This is a genomic window from Streptomyces sp. NPDC004721 (assembly GCF_053601495.1).
Map to the genome: position 1 here is coordinate 232,896 of NZ_JBSGBZ010000004.1, position 20,718 is coordinate 253,613.

General features: G+C 67.8%; 15 protein-coding genes and 6 pseudogenes. 11 read left to right on the forward strand and 10 right to left on the reverse strand.

Translation table 11 applies throughout. The features are described 5' to 3' along the window. Positions 1–92 precede the first annotated feature (92 nt). Positions 93–329 (forward strand): annotated as a pseudogene (locus ACWEK3_RS05365) (transposase family protein); the annotation flags it as partial. Here the strand turns inward: ACWEK3_RS05365 and ACWEK3_RS05370 are convergent. Genes ACWEK3_RS05370 through ACWEK3_RS05380 form a run of 3 tightly spaced genes read right to left on the reverse strand, consistent with a single transcriptional unit; the run spans position 319 to position 4,488 of the window. Beyond that, entirely contained in the window at positions 319–1,476 is a 1,158-nt protein-coding gene (locus ACWEK3_RS05370) for a serine hydrolase domain-containing protein (protein ID WP_453248992.1), read from the reverse strand. The pseudogene ACWEK3_RS05365 and the gene ACWEK3_RS05370 sit on opposite strands and share 11 nt — an antisense overlap. Positions 1,477–1,487: 11 nt before the next feature. Next, complete coding sequence (locus ACWEK3_RS05375) at positions 1,488–2,756, reverse strand: MFS transporter (protein ID WP_453248993.1); 1,269 nt, start codon at positions 2,754–2,756, stop codon at positions 1,488–1,490. Positions 2,757–2,796: 40 nt separating this feature from the next. After that, positions 2,797–4,488: an amidohydrolase gene (locus ACWEK3_RS05380; protein WP_453248994.1), complete on the reverse strand. Its 1,692-nt coding sequence runs from the start codon at positions 4,486–4,488 to the stop codon at positions 2,797–2,799. An 86-nt stretch (positions 4,489–4,574) separates the two neighbouring features. On the opposite strand from ACWEK3_RS05380, the gene ACWEK3_RS05385 reads away from it, so the two are divergent. From ACWEK3_RS05385 to ACWEK3_RS05395, 3 genes and pseudogenes are all read left to right on the forward strand, one after another. Continuing rightward, positions 4,575–5,624 carry an Lrp/AsnC family transcriptional regulator gene (locus ACWEK3_RS05385; protein WP_453248995.1) on the forward strand — a complete coding sequence of 350 codons (1,050 nt, stop codon included), beginning with the start codon at positions 4,575–4,577 and terminating at the stop codon, positions 5,622–5,624. A gap of 271 nt (positions 5,625–5,895) precedes the next feature. Beyond that, positions 5,896–6,618 (forward strand): MFS transporter, encoded by a 723-nt coding sequence (locus ACWEK3_RS05390; protein WP_453249017.1) that lies wholly within the window; start codon positions 5,896–5,898, stop codon positions 6,616–6,618. A gap of 316 nt (positions 6,619–6,934) precedes the next feature. After that, positions 6,935–7,294 (forward strand): annotated as a pseudogene (locus ACWEK3_RS05395) (PucR family transcriptional regulator ligand-binding domain-containing protein); the annotation flags it as partial. A 479-nt stretch (positions 7,295–7,773) separates the two neighbouring features. Here the strand turns inward: ACWEK3_RS05395 and ACWEK3_RS05400 are convergent. Together ACWEK3_RS05400 and ACWEK3_RS05405 are read right to left on the reverse strand one after the other, a co-directional pair. Beyond that, entirely contained in the window at positions 7,774–8,655 is an 882-nt protein-coding gene (locus ACWEK3_RS05400; RefSeq protein ID WP_453248996.1) for a hypothetical protein, read from the reverse strand. Beyond that, entirely contained in the window at positions 8,633–9,541 is a 909-nt protein-coding gene (locus ACWEK3_RS05405; RefSeq protein ID WP_453248997.1) for a hypothetical protein, read from the reverse strand. The genes ACWEK3_RS05400 and ACWEK3_RS05405 overlap by 23 nt, the downstream gene beginning before the upstream one ends. A 128-nt stretch (positions 9,542–9,669) precedes the next feature. Between ACWEK3_RS05405 and ACWEK3_RS05410 the strand changes: the two are divergent. Both ACWEK3_RS05410 and ACWEK3_RS05415 read left to right on the forward strand, forming a co-directional pair. Continuing rightward, positions 9,670–10,050: pseudogene (locus tag ACWEK3_RS05410) on the forward strand (transposase); the annotation flags it as partial. A gap of 199 nt (positions 10,051–10,249) precedes the next feature. Continuing rightward, positions 10,250–10,663 carry a transposase gene (locus tag ACWEK3_RS05415; protein WP_453248998.1) on the forward strand — a complete coding sequence of 138 codons (414 nt, stop codon included), beginning with the start codon at positions 10,250–10,252 and terminating at the stop codon, positions 10,661–10,663. On the opposite strand, the gene ACWEK3_RS05420 is transcribed toward ACWEK3_RS05415, so the two are convergent. The 4 genes from ACWEK3_RS05420 to ACWEK3_RS05435 form a co-directional block, all read right to left on the reverse strand. Continuing rightward, positions 10,566–11,024 carry an acetoacetate decarboxylase family protein gene (locus ACWEK3_RS05420; RefSeq protein WP_453248999.1) on the reverse strand — a complete coding sequence of 153 codons (459 nt, stop codon included), beginning with the start codon at positions 11,022–11,024 and terminating at the stop codon, positions 10,566–10,568. The genes ACWEK3_RS05415 and ACWEK3_RS05420 overlap by 98 nt on opposite strands. 23 nt (positions 11,025–11,047) lie before the next feature. Next, on the reverse strand, positions 11,048–11,797 hold the full coding sequence (locus ACWEK3_RS05425) for an amino acid ABC transporter ATP-binding protein (protein WP_453249000.1): 750 nt from the start codon (positions 11,795–11,797) through the stop codon (positions 11,048–11,050). 3 nt (positions 11,798–11,800) lie between these two features. Beyond that, a complete protein-coding gene (locus ACWEK3_RS05430; protein ID WP_453249001.1) occupies positions 11,801–12,247 on the reverse strand; it encodes an ABC transporter permease subunit in 447 nt (148 codons plus the stop codon). A gap of 546 nt (positions 12,248–12,793) precedes the next feature. Further along, positions 12,794–13,219 carry a transposase gene (locus ACWEK3_RS05435; RefSeq protein WP_453249002.1) on the reverse strand — a complete coding sequence of 142 codons (426 nt, stop codon included), beginning with the start codon at positions 13,217–13,219 and terminating at the stop codon, positions 12,794–12,796. 309 nt (positions 13,220–13,528) lie between these two features. On the opposite strand from ACWEK3_RS05435, the gene ACWEK3_RS05440 reads away from it, so the two are divergent. Further along, complete coding sequence (locus tag ACWEK3_RS05440) at positions 13,529–16,219, forward strand: SpoIIE family protein phosphatase (protein ID WP_453249018.1); 2,691 nt, start codon at positions 13,529–13,531, stop codon at positions 16,217–16,219. A 106-nt stretch (positions 16,220–16,325) separates the two neighbouring features. Next, a pseudogene (locus ACWEK3_RS05445) lies at positions 16,326–16,718 on the forward strand (transposase); the annotation flags it as partial. 288 nt (positions 16,719–17,006) lie between these two features. Here the strand turns inward: ACWEK3_RS05445 and ACWEK3_RS05450 are convergent. Further along, entirely contained in the window at positions 17,007–19,259 is a 2,253-nt protein-coding gene (locus tag ACWEK3_RS05450) for an outer membrane protein assembly factor BamB family protein (RefSeq protein ID WP_453249003.1), read from the reverse strand. 402 nt (positions 19,260–19,661) lie between these two features. Here ACWEK3_RS05450 and ACWEK3_RS05455 point away from each other — a divergent pair. From ACWEK3_RS05455 to ACWEK3_RS05465, 3 genes and pseudogenes are all read left to right on the forward strand, one after another. Then, positions 19,662–19,998 (forward strand): annotated as a pseudogene (locus ACWEK3_RS05455) (acetyl-CoA C-acyltransferase); the annotation flags it as partial. A gap of 81 nt (positions 19,999–20,079) precedes the next feature. Then, positions 20,080–20,200: pseudogene (locus tag ACWEK3_RS05460) on the forward strand (alkene reductase); the annotation flags it as partial. A 131-nt stretch (positions 20,201–20,331) separates the two neighbouring features. Continuing rightward, on the forward strand, positions 20,332–20,655 hold the full coding sequence (locus tag ACWEK3_RS05465) for a PAS domain S-box protein (protein WP_453249004.1): 324 nt from the start codon (positions 20,332–20,334) through the stop codon (positions 20,653–20,655). Positions 20,656–20,718 lie beyond the last annotated feature (63 nt).

Genomic DNA, 20,718 nt, shown 5'->3' on the forward strand with positions numbered 1-20,718 from the left:
CCATCCAGCTCGGGAAAGTGCATTTCAGAGGGCGTTGTCAACTTGTCGCTGGCTGGTTGAGGGTGTGTCTGAACACGGCGAGGGACCGCTGGGTCGCCCCAGCCGACCGGATCCTGGTCACCGTGCTGCACCTGCGCAAGCTCGCCACCATGGACCTCCTCGGCCAACTCTTCGGCGTCACCGCCATGACCATCAGCCGCGCAAAACAAGAAGTCCGTCCGCTTCTGGAAGCGCACGGCCACCACATCACTGCCTCCACCGCCCGCTTCCGCACACCATCCGATATCGCAATATTCCTCGCTCCTGGAATGGGTCAGTTCAGTTGCTGACGAACTCGCTGATTGCGTTGAACATGGCCAGGGTTGCGTCGGCCTTCGCCGGATCGAGGGGGAGCGGCCAACCGGAGGTCTTGACCCCAACCAGCCTGGCGGACCGATTGATGTAGATCATCTGGCCGTGGATGCCGAGGCAGCAGGCGACGTCTCGTCGGTGGTCGAGGAACCAGAACTTGCTGCGATACATCCCGCCGGAGTTCGCCCGGGCGGGATCGCTTGCGGCGTAGACCTCGGCGGAGTCGGGGGCGCCGGTGAAGATGTCCTTGATCCACTCGGGGCTGACGATCTGTTCGCCGTTGAGCGCTCGGCCGCCGTCGCGGATCATCGCGCCGAAGAGGGCGAGGTCGCCAACGGTGGCGCAGATGCCGCCGTCGAAGAGTCCCGTGCCTTCGCGGTCGAGGAGCAGGAGCGCGTCTCGTCTGGTTCCGAGTCGCGTCCAGAGGACGTCGGAGGCGAGGTCGGTGAACTTCTGACCGCTGACGGCTTCGCAGACCCAGCCGAGCATGTCGGTCTCGCTGCTCCGGTACTCGAACGCGGTCCCGTGCTTGCGCTGCTGCACCAGGGAGGCAAGGAGCTCCTTGAGCGTGGTCGGCCCGCCGGGGCGGAGCGGCGCCCATCCGGCGACCTCGTCGAGCAGCCGGACCTCGGAGTCGTAGTCGAGGTACTCCTCGGAGAAGCGGACACCACTGCGCATGTCGAGGAGGTCCCGGATGCTCGCGGAACCGTAGCCGGCGTCGGCGAGCTCCGGGATGTAGTCGGCGACGGTCCGGGTGACGTCCAGCTTGCCTCGGGCGACGAGCACGCCGGCCACGATGGAGACGATGGACTTGCTCACGGACATGAGCAGGTGGCGGCTGTGCGGGCCCATTCCGCGGAAGTAGCCTTCGGCGATGATCCGGTTGTCGTGCATCACCATCCAGCCGTCGGTGTCCGTCTCGGCGAGGACCTCCTCGACGCTCGACATGCGGTCGAGAAGTGGCACGGGGATCGCGCCGAGCTCCCGCGGCGCCGCGGAGAGGACCTGGCCGCGGGCCGGGTCGTCAGCGATTACGTCGTGGGGGAAGATCGTGTCCATGTGCCGGAACGACCAGTGCAGGTCCTCGGTCCAGTTCTCGGCGGTGATGCGGGGCGAATTAGACATGCTGCGGATCCTCAGTGTGCGTCGGCGGGATCGGACTCGGTGGATGCGGCGGCGACCGGGCGCGGGTTTGCACCCGCGCCGCGTGCGGCGCGGTCGAGGTGAGAGGAATGGCGGGCTGCGAGCGCAGCGGGAATGGCGAGGACCGCGCTCATGACGCTGATGGCGATCGTGAAGCCGGTCGAGCCGAGTGACTCGGCCAGGGCAGCGCCGACCACCGGCGACAGGCTCGAGCCGACGAGGTAGACCGCCAGAAGCGGGCCGGACCATCGGCCATTCGCATCGAGCGCTGCCGCGGTTGCGAGGAAGTAACCGAAGGCCATCGCGTATACCGCGTTCCAGGCGATGAAGACGATGATGAACGTGACCGGATCTGTGGCCAGCCCGATGGACAGCTTGAGCGCGCTGCCGAGCAGGATGAGTATGGTGAGCGGCAGGGCGCGGCCGAGTCGTTTGCCGACGGCCATGAGGAGGATCGCGCCGGCCATGCCACCGGCGGTGGCACCGCTGAGCGCGATCCCGAGTGCTTCGTCGGGTACCCCGGCCTGGGTTTGCGCGAGGATCATGCTCGTCGCCCACAGCGAGTCCTCGCTTACGGCCCAGATCGCGAACGTGACCAGAAGAGCGATGCCGAGGATCACTGTGACGCGGTTTCCGTTGACCGGTGCAACGGCGGTGGTCTGCGGCTGCTCGATCGCAGGGTCCGGTGCCGGGGTCTGCGGCAGCCAGATGGCGAGGAGGAGCCCGAGCAGGCAGAACACGGCGAGAGCACCGATGACGTTGATCGGGACGAGACCCAGCGCGGGGACGATGGCCAACACCACCGCGGCGATCGCGCGGTTCGCGAGGCCGTTGATGCCGGCGACACGGTCGGGGTTGCTGAACGCAGCGAAGGCGGCGCCCGATGCAGCGACGGCGCAGCCCGCACCGGCGCCACCGATCAGCAGGCCGATCAGCACGGTGGCGGGCGTCGGCAGGAGGGCGGCGAGGCCGAATGCGACCGTCGCGACCAGGAGACCGACCTGCGCGACGACCCGTCGCTTTGCACCGGCGCAGAGCGGGGAGGTGCCGAGTCCGACCAGTGCGGTGGCGAGCAACATGCCGGTGACGATCCACCCGGCGGTCACGGTGTCGGTTCCCACCGTTCTCGAGACGATGTCCAGCAGGTAGGGGGAGAGGTTGATGCCGAGGTAGCCGGCGACGGCGATGGTGAACGTCGCTGTCAGCGGCCGAAGCCCGAGCGGGACCCCAGCGGCAGGGGAGGGTGAGGGATGACGCGTCATTGGGTGATCCTCTGTTCTCGGGTGAAGGCGAATGGCGGCGTCAGCCGGCGTTGTGGAGGGCCTGTACAGATAGGCGTGGTCGCCCGTCGACCCACGTCTGAAGGACGGGGATCGGCGCGAGGCGGCTCGGATCCACGGTCAACGGGTTGTCGCCGAGGAGGACGAAGTCGGCGCGCTTTCCGGGCGTGATGGAGCCGAGATCGTGCTCTCGCCCGAGCGCGCGGGCACCGTTGATGGTGTGTGCGGCGATCGCCGTGGCTGTGTCGACCAGGAGTTCGTCGTCGCCGAGTCGCTGCCCGCGGCGGGTGATCCTGGTCACTGCGGTCTGGATGGCTTCGAGCGGGTTGGGGTCGGCAACCGGGGCATCCGAGCTGAGGGTCACCGGAACGCCAGCGCTCACGAACTCGCCAAGCGGATTGAAGCGTTCCCCCGGCGTGCCGATCGCGTCCGTAACGCCTTCGCCCCAGTTGTAGTAGTGCTGCGACTGGTTGACTGGCAGCACCCCGAGCCGCGCCATCTCCGAGATCTGCTCCGTGGTGGGCAGACCGCAATGCTCGATGCGGTGCCTGGCATCCGGCCGAGGGGAGAGGCGGTGCGCCTCCGTGATGGCGTCGAGCACGATCTGGATCGCGGTGGGCGACTGCGCGTGCGTCGCGGTCTGGAGGCCGGCCTTGTGCGCCTTGACGATCAGCTCGGAGAGCTCGGCGGGTTTGTGGTAGAGCTGGCCGGTGCGGCACGGGTCGCCCAGGTACCCCTCAGGGAAGTAGGCGGTCCAGCCGCCGAGCGTGCCGTCGGCATAGAGCTTGATCCCGGTGAAGGCGAGACGTGCGTTGCCGAACGCGCCGGTCAGCCCGATCTCGATTGCGGAGTCCAGCAGGTGAGAGAGCAGGTACATGTTCACTCGCATCACGAGCCTGTCCGCCTCAGCCAAGCGCAGGTACGCCTCGAACTCGCGCCTGCTCACCTGTGCGTCGCCGATCGTGGTGACCCCGGCGGTGAGGAACCGGTTCTGCGCTGCGAGGAGCTGCCGATCCTGCACGGCCGGCTCGTCCGCGAGGTGGAAGTTCGGGCCATGCCTGCCGACCTTGACACCGTCCAGACCCGTGAGGATGTTGCATGCGGCGTCGGAGAGCTCTCCGGTGAGCTCACCCGATTCGTCGCGGAGGAAGGCTCCGCCTTCCGGGTCGGGCGTCGATCGGTCGATGCCGTTCACCTCGAAGGCGTAGCTGTTCACCACCCCACCGTGACCGCTCGCGTTCATGAGATACACCTCGCGATCGCGGGCGACCTCGTCGAGCTCGAAGCGCGTAGGGTGGCGCCCCTCCACGAGGTTCCGGTGCTCGTAGCCATAGCCCCGAATCGGGGCGCCCGCCGGAAGTGCGTCAGCCGCGGCGGAAAGCAGCGCCACGATCTCCGGGATGCTGCGCGCGTTGTCGGGACCGCAGTTGACCCAGCTGAGCAGCTGGCCATACATGAGCGGGTGTGCGTGCGGATCGATGAACCCCGGAAGAAGCGTGCCTGCGAGCTCAAACACGGGAACGTCGTCGAGACCGAGAGCGACAGCCGCGGCACGGCACTCGTCGAGACTGCCGACCGCCACGATCTCCGGTCCGACGACCAGCACCGCCTCGGCGACTGCGTAGCTCGGATCGACACTGACGAGAGCAGTCGGCAACAGGATTGATGCCGTTGCTTTGGAAATGCTCGCCTCAAGGTGGTGCAGGGTGCGCATCGTATCGATTCCTCGCCACTGATGTGATACGGGTCACGGCGAAAGTATCCAGGGAAGCGCACCGACGCAATCAGATCACTTGCGAAGTGGCCGAAGGTGCAGTGGAATTGCTTACGCAAGCCGACGAATCAATGCATATGAGCTGTGAACACTCAGGCTTGGAGAGCGATATGGATGCGCCATCGGCCGAAAATCCGGTCGAACATTTTTCCGTTGAAACGCTGGGGGACCTCGATTCGCGGCTCATTGCTGCGCTGCGCAAGGATGCGCGCCTACCGGCGGTGAAGCTCGCCGAGTGGATGGGGACCACTCGAGCGGCGGTCTCCGCCCACCTCGATAAACTCAGACGAAGCGGAAGAATACGGATCATCGCCGCAGTCAACCCGGATCTCCTCGGTCTGAGGGCGTACGCGCACATCGCCATCCGCGTATCAGGCAGCGTGGCCGAGGGCGCGCGGAGGATCGCCCAACTACGGGCTGCACCGTTCGTGTCGGTGACGAGCGGTGAGTACCAGATCGTCACCGAGTTGCGACTCCCCGGCCAGCCGGAGCTTTACGACACGATCACAGAGATCCGGAGCCTCCCCGGCGTCGAACGGATCAACTCCCTGATCTATGTGGAAGTCATGGGCGGCACGCTCATCCCGACCCAGCGACTGGTGGACGTTTCGCTGGACGGCCGGGACCTCACGCTGATCCAACTCCTCCAGGAGGACGGGCGGATGAGTTTCGCAGAACTTGCGGAGAAGGTCGGTCTTTCACCGTCCGCGACTCGGTCGCGTGTGAACGCCCTCGTCAGCCAGCAAGTGATCCGTATCGCGCCAGTGATCAGCCGGTCCCGAGCCAGTGACGGTGTTGTCGCCGGAATCGGACTCAACCTCCGCGACACAGCAGACCAGATGGTTGCGGAGTTGAAGGAGGCACCGCAGGTTGAGTACTTCGCGCTGACGCTGGGCCGATACGACGCGGTCGCTACTGTGGCCAGTTCATCCACTGCCGAACTCGACTGGTTCATCGATCGACTCATGGCCTCCCCATACGTGTCTGGGGTTACGAGCTGGCTGCACCTCCGCATCGTCAAGGAGCGGTACGAGTGGCCGCTACCCACGCTCGAACAGCTGGCCGCTCGCGTGTAGACGAGTCGGCAGCACTGAGGAGGCTGCACGACGGCCGCTGATGTCGGCACCCCCTTGATGGGGAGGGGGAGTGCGGCACCGAATCTTCGGTGCCGCACTCTACTCACGACGCAGCGTTCAGCTCATCCTGGATGGCTGACAGCCCGGCAGCTGCGCAAGTCTGGTCAGATATGCCGGAAGGCGCCCCGCCGACGCCGATCCCGGTGATCGAGGCATCCCCGAGCTTCAGGGCCATGAACAGGGTGCCTGGAAGATCACGCAATCCGTTCTCATCGCGCGCCCCACGAGATCAGAGCATGCCACTCCGCGCGGATCACACGGATCGGGCACCTTCAGAGAGACCGCGGCGTTCGAGGAGGAGCGGGCTCAGGAGCGGGCGGAGCGGAAGACTTCTGCGTTCTGGCGCAGCATGTGGGACAACCGCGTCGCCTGCCTGCGCGTCATCGGCATCACCGCCGGCGGCACGGTCGCCTACTACACGTGGGTGGTGGCCGCGCCCACACAGGCGATCAGCGTCAGGGGCATGGACTCCTCGGCGGTGCTGTGGACGGGCGTCTGGGCCAACGCGGTGCTCATCGCCGTTCTGCCGCTTTTCGGCATCCTCTCCGACCGCATCGGCCGCAAGCCCGTCCTCTACATCGCCTACCTCGGTGGTGCGGTCCTCTTCTTCCCACTCAACATGCTCGTCCAGGACCAGGTCTGGCAACTCGCGCTCTCCCTGACCGTCGCCATGATCTTCATCGCGCCGGGCGCGGCGATTCTTCCCGCGGTGTACGCGGAGATGTTCCCGACACACGTCCGTACCTCGGGTGTCGCCTTCCCGTACGCCATCGTGGTCGCCGCCTGCGGCGGCAGTGCGCCGTATCTCCAGACGTGGCTGGAGAAGAGCGGCATCGGCTGGGCGTTCCTCGTGTACACGGTCGTGCTCCTGCTGGTTTCGCTGCTGGTCGCATCTCGCATGCCCGAGACGAAGGGCGCGGATCTGAGGCAGTGACGCCTGCCGTTGAACCGGTGGGGCCCCGTCGATGGCGCGGCCTCACCGGTTCACGCGGGTCTTACGCTGCGGTGAAGCCGTGCCCTTCAGGCGCGCGACGAACCGCGTCAGGCGGGGGATTCTCCACGAGCGGGTATCGACCCCGCGCCGCGGCAAGCTCCGCCGCAGGTCATGGGCTGCGGCCGATAGCGGACCGGAGGTTCGTACAGTTCCAGGACGGGATTGTCGACGCAGGTCTATTGTGCGGTCGGCCGCGCCGACGTATACATGCGGGCACCTGGACCTGATGGTTGAGTCGGTTGGGGTGCGATTGCCTATGGCGGGTTCGGCCACCGCGCACACCGGATACGCCGGTTCGCGGCCGCTGCTGCTCAGTGATCTGCTGCGGATTCGGTCATTGGCGCTGGAATTGCTGTGCGAGGGGGTCGACGGTGACGTCGAGATCACGGCCGTCCACGTCAGCGAGCTGACCGAGCCGGGTCCGTGGCTGCACGGTGGGGAACTGCTGATGACGGTGGGCCTGCTCCTCCCGACGACCGCGGTGGGGTGCGAGGCGTTCGTGCGCAGCGCGCAAGAGGGCGGTGCGGTCGCGTTGGCGATCGGACTCGGCTCCGACTTGCCCCACAGTCGCCCGCCTCGGGTGTTGGTGGAGGCCGCGCGGCGCTGCGGTATGCCGCTGGTGGCGGTGCCTGATCACGTGCCGTTCATCATGGTCACGAAGGCGGTGTTCGGCGAGCTGGCGGGACGCCGACAGCAGGTGCTGGAAGGCTCTCTGGCCTTGCAGCGTGAGTTGGCCCGGGCAGTTGCGACCGAGAAGGGCCTGGGTGCCGTCGCAGCGATCTGGGGACAGCGCACCGGCACGCATCTGGTGGTTCTCGATCGCACCTGTCGCGAGCTGGCTGCGTCGTGTCGGCCGCCGAGCGTGGTGCTGGCGGATGGTCAGGGGCACCGCCAACCGGCTTCAGGCTGTTGGGGTTGGCTGCCTCGAACGAGCAGGGCCGGTGCATCTCGGCGAGGGGGTTCAGGCGCGAGACACCGGAGGTGTCCGTCTCCATCAAATCGCGGATTGATGGTGCCGTCCCCAGGAGCCAGTGCCAGTACTGGGCGAAGAACGGCTCGTCGAGGTGGTAGCGGTGTTCGAGGGCCTCGACGCCATCAGGCACCTGACCCTGCCGGCGATCGCGCCGCGCTGTTGTCGCCGGTGGCGTCGGCGAGGCGGGCGGCCTGGTCGAAGGCCCACTTCTGGATGCGTGCGATCTCCTTGGCGACGTCGTCGATCGGGTACCCGGCCTCCTGCAGCATCCGCACCGCGGTCTCCAGGGAGAAGACGCCCCCCACGTAGCCCGCCGTGACGTCCTTGAGAACGGAGGCACGATCGGTGGGCGTGTGCGCCCCCCACACCAGGCGTGCGGGCAGCGACTCGCCGGCGGGCCATACCTGCCCGGCCTGGTGCAGGCGCTGCACCATGCGCAGCGGCAGTTGGTACTTGTGGTTGCGGGCCAGGCGCATCGCGCCGACGAGGGAGTCCAGCGGGCTCAACGCGAGCTGCAGCGCGTACCCGGACGGCACCTTCGCCGGGTCGAGGCTGCCGATCCCGGCCGTGGTCAGGCGCGTGTTGGAGGCGAGCCGGTCCATCAGGTGGTCGATGCGTTCGCGGAGCTCGGCGAGCTGCGCCGAGGTGTCGAGGGTGTCCATGCGGCCCTGGTCGGACAGCTGCCACACCGATCCTGCCTCCACCCGTACGGGCATCGGCTGCCCGGTGGAGCGGTCGATGGGCAGGTGTGCCCCGGCGAGAGCGATGATCGGCGTGCCGGTGGTCGCCGACGCGGAAGCGCTGTCGGTGTCGGTGGCGGCCAGCTCGTCGAGCAGCTGCAGCACGGTCGCCAGGGTGGACTTGCCCCAGTGCTCGCCGACATCCGGGATCGAATTCGGGATGTGCACCATAGGGATGAAGTCCGCCATCAGGTCGAGGCGGTCGAGGACCTGGCCGTCGGAGCGCACCCGGTAGGTGGCCTTATCCGGCGGCAGGGAGAACACATCGTGGGCGCGCCAGAGGTCTTCGAGCAGCCATTCGGCGTCCGTGAGGGTAGCAGGTGATGGCAGACGGCTTGTCCGGCGCCCACGGGTAGACACGGGTCACCATGCCGGTCGCCGCATCGAGGGTGTCGTCGGCGGTGAGCACCGGTTCGCCGTCCCCGCCGACGACCAACTCGCGTACGCTACGCCCCTCCAGGGCGCCCGGCTGGGTAGCCCAGCCGATCGGGGCGAGTTCGTAGGTGATGCGCCGTACCCGTGCCTTGAGGCCGCGTGTCGGGTCGGCGGGCAGCTCCCACGCGAAGTGCACACGGGTTGGGTACTCCTGGGCGTCGTGCTCGCCCTCGTCCCACTCGGGGAAGTAGAAGCCGGGATCGTAGGTGCGCAGCAGCACCCGCTGTTTCGTCGGCTCCCAGGCGAAGGTGTAGACGCCGTCACCCGAGCGGACCGCGCACCGTTCGCACTGCTGGACCCGCAGCGGCAGCAACTCCTTGTCCGCCCAGGCGCGCAGCCGCTCCTGTAGTTCGGCCGCGGCGGCAGCCTCGAGGGACGGCTCGCCCTGGCCAGCGTGGTCGGCGCCGGGCACCACGATGTTCTGCTCCGCACCCAGCAGGTAGCCGAGGGTGGTGTCGATCAGCTTGGACGGATCACCGAGTTCGCGGCGCTCCGCACCGTGGCTGTCGCCGGTGACAGCGGCGAGCTGCCCGGCCTGGTTGGAGTCGTACGCGGCGAGGAACTTGTGCGCGGCCAGGCGGCGCAGGTGCTCGTCGGGCACCCACGAGGTGTTGAGCTCGGGGAACGCGTGCTGGCCGGGCCGGGTCGGATCGGCCATGGTCTGCTTGTAGTTGAGCCACGACCAGGCGTCTATCAGCAGTTCGCGCAGCCTCACGGGTGCCCCTCCAGGGGTGCCAGGGCCCCGCGCCCGCGCCGACCAGAATACGGCCAGGTCCGTTCCTGGCGGGTTCGGAATGTCGGGGGAACCTGCCCGCCGCTACGGTGGCCGGCGTGCTGGGGACCCAGCTCCTGGTCACCTGCGGCGACAACCCTCAGCGGGTCCCGACGAGGCCCGCTTCGCCAAGCTGTGCGGCGTCGCCCCGCTGCCCGCGTCCTCCGGGAAGATCCAGCGTCACCGGCTCAACCGCGGAGGCGACCGCCAGGCCAACTCCGCCCTCCACATAGGCCGTAGATGGTGTTCAGTTCGTAGCCGCCGGCGTAGCCGAGGCCGTCGTCTGCCGCCTGCACTACGACGAGGCCACCCAGAAGTACCTCGAACGCCGCACCAGCGATGGCAGGTTGAAAATGGAGATCATCCGCTGCCTCAAACGGTACGTCGCCCGCGAGGCCTACTACCTGATCAAGCAGGACAGCACCCCGAACGGGCCAGTCCAGAGGCATTGACATTCAGGAGAGCGTCCGCGGCTCGGAATGCTCCTCATGCGAATACCGCGCTCTCATAGCAGAGCTCGACTTTCGACGTTTTCGTTGATCGTCGTGTGGGTCGCTCGGGTGGGTGATGTGGCGTCATCAGGACGCGTGGGATGGGGGAAGCAGAGAAGCCTCGGTGGTGCTTATGTCTCCTCCGGGGAGGGACCCGCCGATGCTTCCGGATCCGACCGTACCCGCTTCGCTGCTCGCCGTCCTGGAGTTGGTTCGGGGCAACTTCTCCACACCGACGTTCCGCACGGTTGCCGCGCTGGTCACCGGCTTGATCGCGCAGACCGGGCGGTGCACGGTGACGGGGATGCTCACGGGTGCGGGGTTGACACGGGCCTGGTCCCATGACCGTGCCCACGCGTTCTTCTCCCGCGCCGCCTGGAGCCCGGACATCCTGGGTATCTCGCTGTCCCACCTGATCGTGCGCCGGCTGCTGCCCGAGGGCCCGGTGCTGACCGTCGCGGTGGACGACACCCTGTTCAAGCGGCGCGGAAAGAAGGTCTTCGGCGCGACCTGGCAGCACGGTCCTCGCCGGCGCGCCGGACGGTGCCGGCCACCCGGCTTGCGGAGTCGGTGAGTTGGATCTCCCCGTAATGCTTGGGGTATCCCCACACCTCCCGGCCGAAGGCCACGCTCCAGGGCTGGTCCTCGTACTCGAAGTAGTAGTTCACCCCGACGTGGTCCCGGTAGCGGACCGGGATGACGAATCTGGAGTCGTAGAAGGAACCCGGAGTCGCGTTGGCGAAGTCCGCGATCTGCACCACGAACCGGTCGTCGGCCAGTTCGAAGGGGGTCGGCTCCAGCAGTTCCCGGAGGTTGTCGGCGTCGCCCTTGCAGTACACCGAGAGGCTGCGCAGGTTCTCCGACCAGTAGGGCTGATCGCCGCTGGGGTATCCGAGGTAGGTGAAGAAGTCCCGGACGTCGTAGTTCTGCTTCATCGTCAACTCCATTAGAAAAAAGGTCAGTCCCGGCCGGCTTCATGGATCCGGCGGAGGAACGTCTTCAACTCCGGGGTGGCGGGCTGGTCGAAGATCTGCTCCGGGCGTCCCTCCTCCAGGATCGATCCCTGGTGGAGGAAGCAGATCTTGGAGGAGACCTCCCGGGCGAAGGACATCTCGTGGGTGGTCATCATCATGGTGATGCCGTCACCGGCCAGTTCGCGGACCAGGTTCAGCACCTCGATCACCAGCTCCGGGTCGAGCGCGGAGGTGATCTCGTCCAGCAGCAGTACTTCGGGACGCATCAGCATGGCGCGGGCGATGGCCACCCGCTGCTGCTGGCCGCCTGAGAGCTGGTCGGGGTAGGCGTCGGCCTTCTCCCGGAGCCCGACCCGCTCCAGCATCACCCGGGCGTCGGCCTCCGCCTGCTCCTTGGAGGCGATGCCGGCCCTGACGGGGGTGAGGGTGCAGTTGCGCAGGACCGTCATGTGCGGGAAGAGGTTGTAGCTCTGGAAGACGATGCCCACCCGGCGGCGCAGCCCGACCAGGTCCACGCCCTCGCCCGAGATGACGTCCCCGGCGAGCGAGATGCGTCCGCCCTGGATCGGTTCGAGGCCGTTGACGCAGCGCAGCAGGGTGGACTTGCCGGAGCCCGAGGCCCCGATGAGTGTGACCACGTCGTGCCGGGCGACGGCGAGGTCCACCTCGTCGAGCACGGTGTGGTCGCCGTATCTCTTGGTGACGCGGTCCAGCAGGACAAAGGGTTCTGTCATGGCTCAGACTCTCTTCAGCTTTGTGCCGGAGCGTGCCAGCAGGTAGTCGACGAAGCGGGTCTGCGGGATGGTGATGAGCACGAAGACGAAGCACACCGCGGTCACCGCGGAGAGGTTGAAGTCGTTCGCCGAGTAGATCTTGGCCTGGCTGAACGCGTCGATGATCCCGACGACGATCACCAGGGCGGTGTCCTTCTGCAGGCCGATGAACTGGCTCAGCATCGGCGCGGCGATGTTCCTGGCCATCTGCGGCAGGATCACGAACCGGTAGACGTCGGGCTGGGAGAGCCCCATGGAGAGCGCCGCGGAGGTCTGCCCCTTGTTGATGGACTCGATGCCGGCCCGGTACAGCTCGGCGTTGTACGCGCGTGCAACTCGGTCAGAGCCTGCTGACTGGCCCGCATTTCGGTTGTCTCGACGTCGTCCTCCAGCCCCGTGGGTGCCGTACACACGCGTCCTTGGTCACCTGGGTGCGCATGCTTCAGCTGAGATGTTCCGCTTCTGGAGGGGCGTGACACGGCCGTCCTCCACGCTTCGAGAGATGTCCCCGCGGTCGAGGCGTTGGGCGTGTCTCACCGACGCGGTGCTGCGCACGGACGGTCCAGTGAGATCGCTGGGCGAGCTGACCTTGGCCGCCGAGCACCGCCGCGGACGGGGTCGCGGTGCCGCAGGTCCGTGGGCACGGTATCGGGGGCCGGCGCTGAGATTTCTCGCCTACGTGTCAGCACACGGTCTGTCCAGATACCGATGGTGACCGTACGAACTCCAGCAAGCTCTCACCTCGCGACAGCAGCATCACACGCACGAGCCCGGCCTCCGACTCGCTGACCAGCGCCGCAGGCCAGCATCCGACCACCCCGTGACTGACACACCAGTCACTGACACGAAACCGGCAGATCGCACGCAAGGGTGATGGTGCGGGTCTCCTCCGCGATCGGCCGCTGAACCGAGCGCGGCGGGGCACCTGAGGTTCCCCCGCTGCGCAGGAGCGGCTGACTAGCTGGTCAGAGAGGGTTGACGGGGTTTCAGGTTCACTTGTTCGGCCGCTGCCTGGTTGGCGTAGTGCTTCTCCTCGAACTCGATCGGGCTGAGGTAGCCGAGCCGTTTCTGGATACGGCGGGGGTTATATAAGCCGTCGATGTACTCGAAGAGCGCGCGGTTCGCCTCAGCTCTGGTCGCGAAGACGCGGCCGCGGATGCACTCGGTCTTGATCAGCATCCACAGGTTCTCCGCCAGGGCGTTGTCGAACGAGTCGCCGACCGAACCCATGGACGCCTGAATTCCCGCCCTGACCAGGCGTGTTGTGAGCTTGATGGATGTGTGCTGCGTGCCCTGCGCAAGGAGGAACGTACTCGCCGCCCGAACGCGGCGGTGGTGTTCGGCGCGGCCGCCTTCGTCCGTACCGCGAGAGGGGGCACGCACGCTGCCTGGCCTGCCTCTTCGGCGTCGTGCGCAGCGTACTCGTCGCGTACCGGCCGGACCACCCTGAGCGGTGCGGGCGGCTCCAGCTCCATCGCGGCGCGCAGCCCCCGGCCCCGCGCGGGCGGGTGAACGTCGCTCGGTGGTCGAAAATGCTAGAAAAGTGTTATGAGTGGCATAAGTCGGCTATTGGGGCGTGTGCCGGTCCCATGGTCTCGGCTGTTGAGTGGGTGGCGCCCGCGTTCGACCTCCGTCGAGCGCCCGGCCGGCGATCACGAGCGGCGCCAGAAGCCCCTGGGCCGACGGCGGTCCGTGGTCAGTGTGCACAGCGTTTCCGGCCAGGTGTTCCTGCTCCAGCTGGTGATCGTGATAGTGCTCGTCGTAGCCGCGGTGGCGGCTCTCGTGCTGCAGGCCCGGCGCGCCAGTCTTCAGGGCGCCCGTGACCGGACGCTCTCGGTGGCCCAGGCGTTCGCGAGTGCTCCGGGAACGGCGCAGGCGCTGGCCGGCCGCAACCCCACCGTGATCCTGCAGCCGCGTGCCGAGGAGGCCCGGAAACGGGCCGGTGTCGCCTTCGTCGTGGTCTTCACGCCGGACGGGATCCGTCTGACTCACCCCGACCCGTCCCTGATCGGGAAGCACGTCATCGGCCCCTACAAGGCCGCGGTCGAGGGCCATCCGTTCACGAGGGTCTTCACTGCCAGCCGGGGCCCGGCCGTGGACTCGATCGTGCCCATCATCAGGGGAGATGGGAAGGTTGTCGGTGCGGTTTCTGTGGCGATCACCGTCCGGAATGTGAATGCCATGGCCGGCCGTCAGATTCCGGTGCTGGTGGGGGCTGCCGCCGCCGGGCTGGCTGTGGCTGCGGGCGGGGCGGCGTGGGTGAGCCGGCGGCTGCGGCGCCAGACCCACGGCCTGGGGCCGGCCGAGATGACGCGCATGTACGAGCACCATGACGCGGTGCTGCATGCGGTGCGGGAGGGAGTGGTGATCGTCGGCGGGGACGGACGCCTGCTGCTGGCCAATAGCGAGGCGCGGCGGTTGCTGGAGCTGCCCCCGGACGCCGAGGGCCGCCCGATCACCGGTCTGGGACTGGATGAAGGGATGACGGCCGTGCTGGCCGGGGAGGGGCCGGTCACCGATGAGGTGCACCTGGCCGGGGATCGGCTACTCGCGGTCAACAAACGGTCCACCGCCCCCTACGGGGGGCAGCCCGGGAGTGTGGTGACACTGCGGGACTCCACCGAGTTGCGGGCGCTGGCGGGCAAGGCCGAGCTGGCACAGAGCCGTCTGAAGCTGCTCTACGAGGCGGGCACCGGAGTCGGCACCACACTCGACGTGACACGCACCGCCGAGGAACTCGCCCGGTTCGCGGTTCCCCGCTTCGCCGACTACACCACCGTCGACCTGCTGGAACCTGTCCTGCAGGGCGGGGAGCCCGCTGACGCCGCCCCGATGCACCGCACCGCCTGCCACGGCATCCGGCCAGACGCCCCGCTGATCCCGGTCGGCGAGCGCATCACCTGGCTTCCCTCCACACCGATGGCCTCCGCCCTGGCCAGCGGCCACGCGGTCCTGGAGCCGGACCTGCGCACCGCCCCCGGCTGGCAGACGCAGGAACCCGATCTGGCCCGGCAGGTCCTCGCCTCCGGGATCTGTTCGCTGCTCACGGTGCCGCTGCAGGCACGCGGCGTGGTGCTGGGCCTGGTCAACTTCTGGCGTTCGCAGGAGAGCGGACCGTTCCAAGGGGAGGACGCGTCCTTCGCCGAGGAGCTGGCCGCCCGCGCCGCGGTGTGTATCGACAACGCGCGCCGGTACACCCGCGAGCACGCCATGGCGGTCGCCTTGCAGCGCAGCCTTCTGCCCCGCGCCCTGCCGGAACAGGACGCGCTTGAGGTCGCCTACCGTTATCTGCCCGCTCAGGGCGGGGTGGGTGGCGACTGGTTCGATGCCATCGCGCTGCCTGGCGCCCGGGTCGCGTTGGTGGTGGGCGACGTCGTCGGCCACGGTCTGCACGCGGCCGCCACCATGGGACGGCTACGCACCGCCGTGCACAACTTCTCCGCCCTCGACCTACCGCCCGATGAGCTCCTGGGATACCTCGACGAGCTGGTCACTCGGATCGACCAGGATGTGGCAGACGGTGAGCAGGCTCTGACCGGGGCCACCTGCCTATACGCCATCTACGACCCAGCCACCGGACAGGCCACGCTCGCCCGGGCCGGACACCCCGGCCCCGCCCTGGTCAACCCCGACGGCTCGGTCACCTTCCCCGAGATACCCGGCTCACCGCCCCTGGGACTCGGCGGCAGCCTGCCCGTGGAAACCGCCGAACTTCACCCGCCGGAGGGCTCACGCCTGGTCATGTTCACCGACGGCCTCATCGAGGACCGCGACCGGGACATCGACACTGGCCTGGCCCTACTGCAACAGGCCCTCACCGAAGCACCCCAGGCTCCCCGACGCGACCCGGAGACCACGTGCCAGGCCGTCTTCGAAGCTCTCCAACCACCCCACCCCCGCGACGACATCGCCCTGCTGGTGGCCCGCACCCGCCTGCTCGCCCCCGCCCAAATCGCCCAGTGGCACGTGCCCAGAGACCCGGCGGCCGTCGCCACGGTGCGGGCCGACGCCGTCCGCCGGCTTCAGGCCTGGGGGCTGGAGGAGATCGGCTTCACCACGGAGCTCATCCTCAGTGAACTGGTCACCAACGCCATCCGCTACGGCACCGAGCCCATCCACGTCCGGCTGCTGCACGACCGGAGCCTGATCTGCGAAGTCGCCGACGGCTCCAGCACCTCCCCCCACCTGCGCCGAGCCGCCACCACCGACGAGGGCGGACGCGGACTGTTCCTCGTCGCCCAGCTCGCCCAACGCTGGGGCACCCGCTACATCCGCACCGGCAAAGTCATCTGGACAGAACAGGCCCTCCACGACGGCGCAGGCCAACCCGGCACCGACCTCACCGACGTCTTCCTCCATCAATGGGACGAACCCGCCCTGTGACTACGGACCGCAGCAACGGGCTGTCCGGCGGCGATCACCTGCCAGGCCCGGGCCGCGGCCCGCAGAGTTGCGGGGTCGATCTTCTGCGTCTCGAAAGACCGCTGCCGGGCTCCTCCTCGCCGTGACCGTCACCGCCGCGAGCCTCTCCGAAAACGCCCTGGGAATGCGCCTCCTCGACCAGGCCAAGAAGACCTACCCGACCATAGCCAAGAGCTGGGTCGACACCGGCTTCAAGAAGGCCGTAGTCGAGCACGGAGCGCAGCTCGGAATCGACGTTGAAGTCGTCGACAGAAACCCCGGAGTTCGCGGTTTTCACGTCGTGAAGAGACGCTGGGTGGTGGAGCGGAGTATCGGTTGGATCATGATGCACCGCCGACTCGCCCGCGACTACGAGACCCTCGCCGCCAGCTCCGAAGCCATGATCCACATCGCCTCGATCGACAACCTAGCTAAGCGCATAACGGACGAGACCACACCAACCTGGCGAGGGGCCTACTAGGTCATAAGCGGCAATCCGGCCACGCTAAGCGCCCTCTGAGGCAGTCCGTCCGCGAGGCCCGGGGCTACCTGTCGGCCGTGTGCCGGCAGCAGGCAACCAGCCTGGTTGGGGATCGTGACCTTGACCCGCTTGGATTGGTGTCTACCGCGCCACCGTTCGTTCGCCCTTGAGTCGTCTCAGGCTCCAGGGCGACCGGATTTACTCAGTCTCTCCGCGACAGGTTGCTCTGGATGACGGCACACGTCCACGCGCCCTTGCATGGCTTTCAGGACGGTGAGCCGGGCGTACTCATCGCAAAGCGATGCCGTGCACGACGCCATTCTGATCACCGACGACCAGGGTGTCGTTGACGATCGCGGGACTGCTGAAGGTGAAAGCGAGCGTGTGCTGCAGCCAGCCCTGCCGCGTGCCGTCGTTGATCCGCAGGCCGATGAGTTTGCCGTCCACGGATTGGATCCAGGCGGTGTCGTCATGGACGATCAGGCCCGCTTCGAACACTCGGACGTTGAGGGGGGTTTGCCAGATCGTCTTGCCCGTGGCCAGATCGACGCGGCTGACTACGCCGTATTCGGTGGTGAACAGGGCCGTGGCGTCCTTCAGAACGACGGTCGGAGCGTACATCGCGCTCCCCTTGAGGGTCCACCGCGGCGCTCCGGTGGCGGCATCCAGGGCCCAGGAGCCGTTGATGTTTGCAACGATGGCGAGGTCGGCGCCGAGAGCCACGACGTCGTCCCATCCGCTGTTCAGCGCCAACTGGAACTCGTCGCCCGATGGTGTCATCCGGTACGCCCACAACTCCTTGCCGGTCGCGGCATCGTGGGCTCGCGCGTAGCCGTCGGCCGCCACGGTGTAGACGCGCTGGCCGTCGCATGCGGCCTGGCCGGCGGAGAACCCACGTCCGGCCACGGACCAGACCTTGCGGCCCTTCCCGTCGAGCGCGAAGAGTGCCTCGCCGGCGGAGAACACCACCAGCTGCTTGTCGCCCAGCGTGGTCACCGACGGTGCGCTGAGCACCGGCGCACCAGCATCGAACTGCCAGACCGTACGCCCGGTCGCGGCGTCGAGCGCGTACAGTCGATGATCGGCGCCGGGCACGTACACCGTACGGGCATCCTTGTCGACTGCGGGCCGCCGATAGGCAGGTGCGACCTGGGCGCGCCACAACGGGGCCGCGGTACCGCCGCGCGTAAGGCGCAAAGCGGTGACCGCGCCCGTGCTGGAGGCTGCCACGATGGTGCCGTCAGCGGGGTTCAGCGGGGTGATTCCGCCCTGGACGCTGCCGGGGAGTTGGTGGCGCCACAGCTCCTTCGGGTCGCCGGTCCTGCTCGGCGCGTTGTACAGCGCCACGTCTTCCCACCAGGCGCCATCCTGGGCCAGCACGCGCACCTGCAACCGCTGCTGGCCGGGGGCCATCGCGGAGACGTCCATCGCACCGATCCACCGCCGACCGCCTGACGCACCGCCGGAAGTGGTCAGGTCCTGCCACACGCCGGGCACGGTGCCCGCCCCGGCAGCCCCGAACACCTCCTGCGGATAAGGCTGCACCGACACACTCAGCGGTCTGGCGTGGGTGCCGACCTGGACCGTCAACGGCAGCCGCCCGTGGGCCACAGACCCCACCTGCACACTGACCGGCCGCTGTTCGCGGCCTTGGCCGGGGCCAGCCAACGGGATGGTGGCTATTGCGGTCGTCGTCTCGGAACTGTCCGGAGCAATGACGACGCGGCTGACTTGCAGCTGCCGGGTGCCGCCGGCAGCCGCCGCCTCCTCCTCGATCCAGTAGTAGAGGGCGCCGTTCTTGACCGCGTTGAACGTTACCTGGGTGAGCCCGTTGAACCGGCTGATGTCTTCGGCGTGAATGTGGCCCGCGAGGATTGCCCGTACATTGTGGCCAGCCAGAACCTCGAGCAACTGCGGCTTGTCGTCGAGGAAGTAGTAGACACGGCCGACCGGAAAGTGCTGGAACAGCACGGCCGGTGTGCCCGGCGCCATCGCTCGCAGATCGGCTTCGAGCCAGGCGAGCCCGCTCGCGCCGGAGTGACCGGGGTCCTGCAGTACCTGCGTCGGGTCGAATCCGATGAAGTGGACCCCACCCGCATCGAAGGAATACGGTGCCGGTCCGAAGTGGGAGTGGTACAGCTCCTTGGCCGTGTGATCCCAGCGCGTCTCATGGTTGCCAGGAGAGTAATGGATCTTGCCGTGTAGGGCGTCTGGGATTGTCTGCCCGTACAGCACGAACTCGTCGTCCAGACCGGTGTCGGTGATGTCTCCGCAGTGCAGGACGAAGTCTGGGTCACGTCGTGCCATGGAGGCGAAGACCTGGGTCATCCGCGCTGTGATCGACGGGTTGTTCACGTTGAGGTGCGTATCGGAGACGAGGCCGAACCGCACCTTGCCGTCGGGCCTCGTCGTCGCCGCGCCCGCCGGTGCGACCCCGAGCAGGGTTCCAAGACCTGCCGTTGCCAAGGCGGCGCCGCCCAGGCCGAGGAATGAGCGGCGGTGCATCGCGTGCGAGCACGGCTCGTGGCCATCTGTAACCATTTGTCTCCCTCACGCCAGGTGTGATCTTCAGGGAGAGGCTCGCCCGACAGGCTGAAGGGCAGCCCACCGGGCAACACCGGCATCTTGAACATCAGGTCATGGTTTGGTATACCACTACTAACAGGCCGAGAAGGAACCCTGCGAACACCGCCGACGGGACACCGGGCCGGCCGAGCACATCCGAAAGATCCACCAAGACTCCGGCGAAATCCACAGCTCACCCTGCATGCACGCCGTAGTGAAGTGCAAGGGCGTCCACGTCGGCCGCAAGGCGGGTGCAGCTGATGCTAGAGCCCGGCCTGCCGGCCACCACCGCCTCCCTGAACGCCGGGTCATGGTTTGGTATGCCGCCACAAACCAGGCCGAGACGGAACCCTGCGAACACCGCCGCCGAGCGGCGTCCGGGCCCGGATCACCGCGGGCGGCCGCACCACCCGGTGCCCGGCGGCATGCTCGAGACCGCGGAGAACCTGCGCCGCCGCTACGGCATGCTCCGGCTGCGCAGCTGGGTGGTCGTCGGCGTCCTGCCCGAGGAGATGGGATCGGGCCGGTGCCGGCCACAGCGGCGGCGCTCGAGCGCGCGGGGATCGGCTGGTCCGATCTCGACGTGATCGAGGTCCACGAAGCGTTCGCCGCCCAGGTGCTGGCCTGCCTGCGCGAGTGGCCGCTCGCCTACGACGACCGACCGAACCCGGACGGCTCCGGCATCGCGCTGGGGCACCTGGTCGGTGCGACCGGGGTGGCGCAAGAGCTCTACGTCGACAGGCTGGTGCAGGCATGAGCGGAAGGCTGGACAACGAGGCGCTTGTTCGCTGTCTTGCAGCGGGCCTCTGCGGGCCTGATCATCACCGAAGGGACCCAGCCCAGCCGTGGGAGAGGGCCACCTCGACATTCCCGGGCTGCACAACTTCGCCCAGGTGGAAGGGTGGCGTCGGGTCACAGTCGACAGCCGCCGCCCGATCGTAGAAAGATGGCTGTACCGCGCATAAAGGGCACACGGTCAATGAGCGAACACGAGCAGCGCGAGGGGGCGGGAAGCTCCCATCGTGGTGGATCCACCCGGCCCAGAGGGGTGCTCGATCAGATCCGGATCGCCACATGGCTGATCGGGTCGGACGGCCGCACCATCGTGGCATGGGGCGCGCAGGCGAGCGAGCTGCTCGGGTATCGTCCCGAGGGAGTCCTCGGCCGGGATGCGACGCGGGTACTGTCCTTCGAGCCGGACCAGGCGCGTGCGGCGGCCAGCCTCGACCGAGTTCTGGCCGGTGAACGCTTTGCCGGCGTCGACCTCATACTGCGCCGGGACGGCCAGCGCGTACCGGTGGAGTTCCGCAGCGGTGGGCCACCTCGACGGCGGACTGCTCGGGCAGGGAACGGCACCTGGGCGGCGTCGTAGCGGCGGCCGTCCCGTGTGCGACCAGATCCGGAATTTGATCGTCTGGTCGCCGGACCGGGCTCC

What these genes read in the sequence shown, in the direction of transcription:
- ACWEK3_RS05370 (WP_453248992.1), bottom strand. Translation starts at nt 1,476, where the DNA reads ATGTCTAATTCGCCCCGCATCACCGCCGAGAACTGGACCGAGGACCTG.
- ACWEK3_RS05375 (WP_453248993.1), bottom strand. Translation starts at nt 2,756, where the DNA reads ATGACGCGTCATCCCTCACCCTCCCCTGCCGCTGGGGTCCCGCTCGGG.
- ACWEK3_RS05380 (WP_453248994.1), bottom strand. Translation starts at nt 4,488, where the DNA reads ATGCGCACCCTGCACCACCTTGAGGCGAGCATTTCCAAAGCAACGGCA.
- ACWEK3_RS05415 (WP_453248998.1), top strand. Translation starts at nt 10,250, where the DNA reads ATGCTTCCGGATCCGACCGTACCCGCTTCGCTGCTCGCCGTCCTGGAG.
- ACWEK3_RS05420 (WP_453248999.1), bottom strand. Translation starts at nt 11,024, where the DNA reads ATGAAGCAGAACTACGACGTCCGGGACTTCTTCACCTACCTCGGATAC.
- ACWEK3_RS05425 (WP_453249000.1), bottom strand. Translation starts at nt 11,797, where the DNA reads ATGACAGAACCCTTTGTCCTGCTGGACCGCGTCACCAAGAGATACGGC.
- ACWEK3_RS05450 (WP_453249003.1), bottom strand. Translation starts at nt 19,259, where the DNA reads ATGGTTACAGATGGCCACGAGCCGTGCTCGCACGCGATGCACCGCCGC.